The organism is Bilophila sp., assembly GCF_057864385.1.
The window spans coordinates 1-3,361 of sequence record NZ_DBMAFI010000129.1 but is presented as its reverse complement, the minus strand read 5'-3'; the positions used below and the strand labels follow the sequence as shown (position 1 = coordinate 3,361).

Annotated in this window: 3 protein-coding genes; all 3 read left to right on the top strand. The window is 52.7% G+C overall.

The genetic code is table 11. The features are described 5' to 3' along the window. Nucleotides 1–645, top strand: a 645-nt coding sequence (gene nadD / locus ACZM8Y_RS17930; RefSeq protein ID WP_489501990.1) for a nicotinate (nicotinamide) nucleotide adenylyltransferase, incomplete at its 5' end; no start/stop codon positions are given. A gap of 212 nt (nucleotides 646–857) precedes the next feature. After that, nucleotides 858–1,709: a permease gene (locus tag ACZM8Y_RS17925; RefSeq protein WP_489501989.1), complete on the top strand. Its 852-nt coding sequence runs from the start codon at nucleotides 858–860 to the stop codon at nucleotides 1,707–1,709. A 75-nt stretch (nucleotides 1,710–1,784) separates the two neighbouring features. Beyond that, nucleotides 1,785–3,176 (top strand): flavodoxin, encoded by a 1,392-nt coding sequence (locus ACZM8Y_RS17920; protein ID WP_489501987.1) that lies wholly within the window; start codon nucleotides 1,785–1,787, stop codon nucleotides 3,174–3,176. Nucleotides 3,177–3,361: the final 185 nt, after the last annotated feature.

Genomic DNA, 3,361 nt, shown 5'->3' with positions numbered 1-3,361 from the left:
GGCAATATGGGCACTGGGAAGACAGGCTTTTTGACGGATCGCCTTCGGTCCCTGCGGATCGGCGTTTTCGGGGGCAGCTTCAATCCTATTCATAACGGACACATGGAGGCAATCAGGGTATTCAAGAGCGAACTGCATCTTGATGCTGTCCTGTTGGTTCCCTCCGGAGCGGCTTTTTATAAGCAAACCTCTCCTGTTCCTTTTGAACATCGCTACCGCATGTGCCAACTGGCGATACAGGGGATTCCCGGCGTATCAACAAGCGATGTGGAAGGCAGACATACCACGGGGATGTACTCATGCGACATGCTTGAAGCCGTCAGACATTTTTACCCTGATGCGACACTCTTTTTGCTTATGGGAAGTGACGTGTATGAGCGCGTTCCCTTATGGAAAGGTCTGGAACGAATTGCCGGACTGGCGACGATAGCCGTCATAACCCGAAGCGGCATCCGCTGTAATCTTGAGGCAACAGAGAACATGTTGAAGCAGTACAGGCTAAAGACGCTGTTTGTTCATGGCGGGCAAGCTCTGTCTTCAACCAGAGTCAGAACGGAAAGGGAACAAGGACGTTCGATAGAAGTATCCGTTCCAGCATCTGTTGCGGAATATATATGGGAACATCAATTGTACACAAATAAGTAGGCATCACTCATATATTCGGAGAGAATCATGTTTCATTGCATTGGTCTGATTGACGCTGTCCTTGTTCTGGCTGCTATCAATATTATTATTTTTTACAGATGGATATGCAGGATTGATAGCGTTGAGAACATGGAAGCATCTCCACCAAAAGATACAAACTCATAGTATTTTTTATAATCCGAGAGAAAGCAATGTATTCCGATACACTGCATATGGTGCTGACGAGCCTGTGTGCTCAAATCATGGCTGTCGGCCCGTTCTGGATTGCGGGGCTCTTTGTCGGTTCTCTCATTTCCCGATATCTGTCGCAGGATATGATCGCTAAGGTTCACAGGATGAAAGAGGGGCGTTTTTCCCTGCTTTCCTCTGTGATCGCTTCATTTCTGGGCGCGGCTTCTCCTTTGTGCATGTATGGCACAATTCCTCTCGTCGCGACATTGGGAAGAAAAAATATTCCACAATCCATACTGGCGGCGTTTACCATAAGTTCTATTCTGCTTAACCCGAATATTTTCATTTTGACGTTTTCCCTTGGGACAAGTGTTGCCATGTGGCGTCTGGCGCTGTGTATCCTGGCCGGGATTTTAGGCGGCTGGCTGACGGAAGTTTGCTACCGGGACAAGAAGCTTTTTGAGTTCGATAAATTTGCTCCGGGAAGCGCTCCTGTAGGGAAGACGTTTTTCAGCGATTTGCGCAAGTCCTTCAGGATTACCTTTCCCTATTTTGTCATAGGGATAGCACTGGCCGCGCTCTTTGAGGTCTTTATCCCAAGATCATGGATACAGCTTGTATTGGGGTATGGACGCTCTTTTGAAGTGGGTCTTGCCGTATTGGTTTCCGTACCGGTGTATACATGTGATGGAGCGGTCATTTCCCTGTTGCGAACCTGGCAGGAAATGGGACTCAGCGAAGGAAGCGTCGTTGCATTCCTGCTTGCCGGAGCCGCAACAAAAATTGCCAAACTGGGGGCCATAAAAATCATCCTGGGGGTGCGTAATTTCACTGTCTATCTCGTTTTTATTTTGATTTTTTCTCTCGTCACTGGAGTGTTGATTAATCTATGACAGTCTTTTTGCCATGAGGGATATGAGAAGTCTACGTTCATAATCCCGTATGATAACAGTGAATTGGAGGTTTTCATGAATTGTTTTTTCAGATGGGGATTGAAGATGTTTTCCCTTGTGTTCCTGACGGCGGGCACTGCGTATGGCGTGGATGCGGCCTCCGTCAATGACGGCTTTCTGCTTCTGCCCGGCAGGACTTTCCAGATGGGAAGCCCCGACAGTGAGCGGCAGCGCGGCAGCGATGAAGTGTGCCACCAGGTGCGCGTCAGCGCGTTTCATATCGATCCGTATGAGGTCACACAGGCGGATTATGAGGCCATGATGGGCAAGAATCCCAGCCAGCATAAAGGTGGCCGCCTGCCGGTGGAAAACGTGACTTGGCTTGACGCCGTGCGCTACTGCAATGCCCTCAGCCTGCACAGAGGGCTGGAACCCGCCTATGTCATCAATGGAGAGGCGGTGCGCTGGGATCGCAAGGCCAACGGCTACCGCCTGCTTACCGAAGCGGAGTGGGAATATGCCGCCCGCGCGGGAACCGACACTGTTTTCAACGTGGGCAATCAGGTACACAGCGACAGCGTCAACTTTGAAGCCACCTATCCCTATCGTATTGAGGAAAACTATGTGACCCGACGTGACCCCAACGTGCGCACAAGTCACTACCGGGGAGAAACCATGGAAGTGGATACACTTCCCGCCAACGCCTTCGGACTTCACCACACGCACGGCAATGTTTCGGAATGGGTGTTCGACTATTACGGCGCGTATGATACCGGGCGCACGGAAAATCCATCCGGGCCTTCCTCCGGTTCCCTGCGCGTGAACCGCGGCGGCAGCTATATCGACTTCGGCAAGCATCTGCGCAGCGCCTACCGTTCCGCCACTAATCCCATAGACCCCGATCCTAATCTCGGCTTCCGCATCTGCCGCAATGCAGCGCCCCTTGATGAGGTGGTGGATACCACGCCTCCTTCGCGCATCGCCATGCCGGAACATCCCCGTGTGCTGGTCGCTTATTATTCCTATTCGGGCAATACCGGGCGCGCCGCTGTAATCATCAGCGACCGCCTGGGGGCTGACCTGTTCGAGATACGTATGCAACACCCTTACCGGGGCAATATCTATGAAGTTTCGCAGGCGGATCTGAATAACGGTGTTCGCCCGCCGCTGGACGCGCGAGTTGAGAATATGGGCAAGTATGATGTCGTCCTGCTGGGCTATCCCACTTGGTGGGCCACCATGCCCATGCCCGTGCTTTCCTTCTTGGAGTCCCATGATTTTCAGGGCAAGATCGTCCTTCCCTTCAGCAGCCACGGCGGCACCGTATGGGGCGACAGCGTTTCTGATCTCGCCAAGACCGTGCCAGACGCATATGTGGGTATGGGGCTTGAATTCAACTATTCGGGCGGACGCGGCCTTTCCGGGCGTATCGATGACTGGCTGCATGCAAGCGGGCTGAAAAAATGAGCGCCCGGCGGGGAGTGAAAATTGCCGTGGATACGGCCATGTTCGGCCTCATGCTCTGTCTCATGAGCTACCCCATGACGCGCGGCCTGCTGCGGCATGGGGTATGCGGCGTGTCTTTTCAGGCGCTTCTGCTTGTCCACCAGGCGCTGAATCTTGACTGGTATCGGGCACTTTTCCGGGGGCGC

Bases quoted from the DNA above. Each gene is read 5' to 3' on its own strand.
- ACZM8Y_RS17920 (WP_489501987.1), top strand. From the start codon at position 1,785: ATGAATTGTTTTTTCAGATGGGGATTGAAGATGTTTTCCCTTGTGTTC.
- ACZM8Y_RS17925 (WP_489501989.1), top strand. From the start codon at position 858: ATGGTGCTGACGAGCCTGTGTGCTCAAATCATGGCTGTCGGCCCGTTC.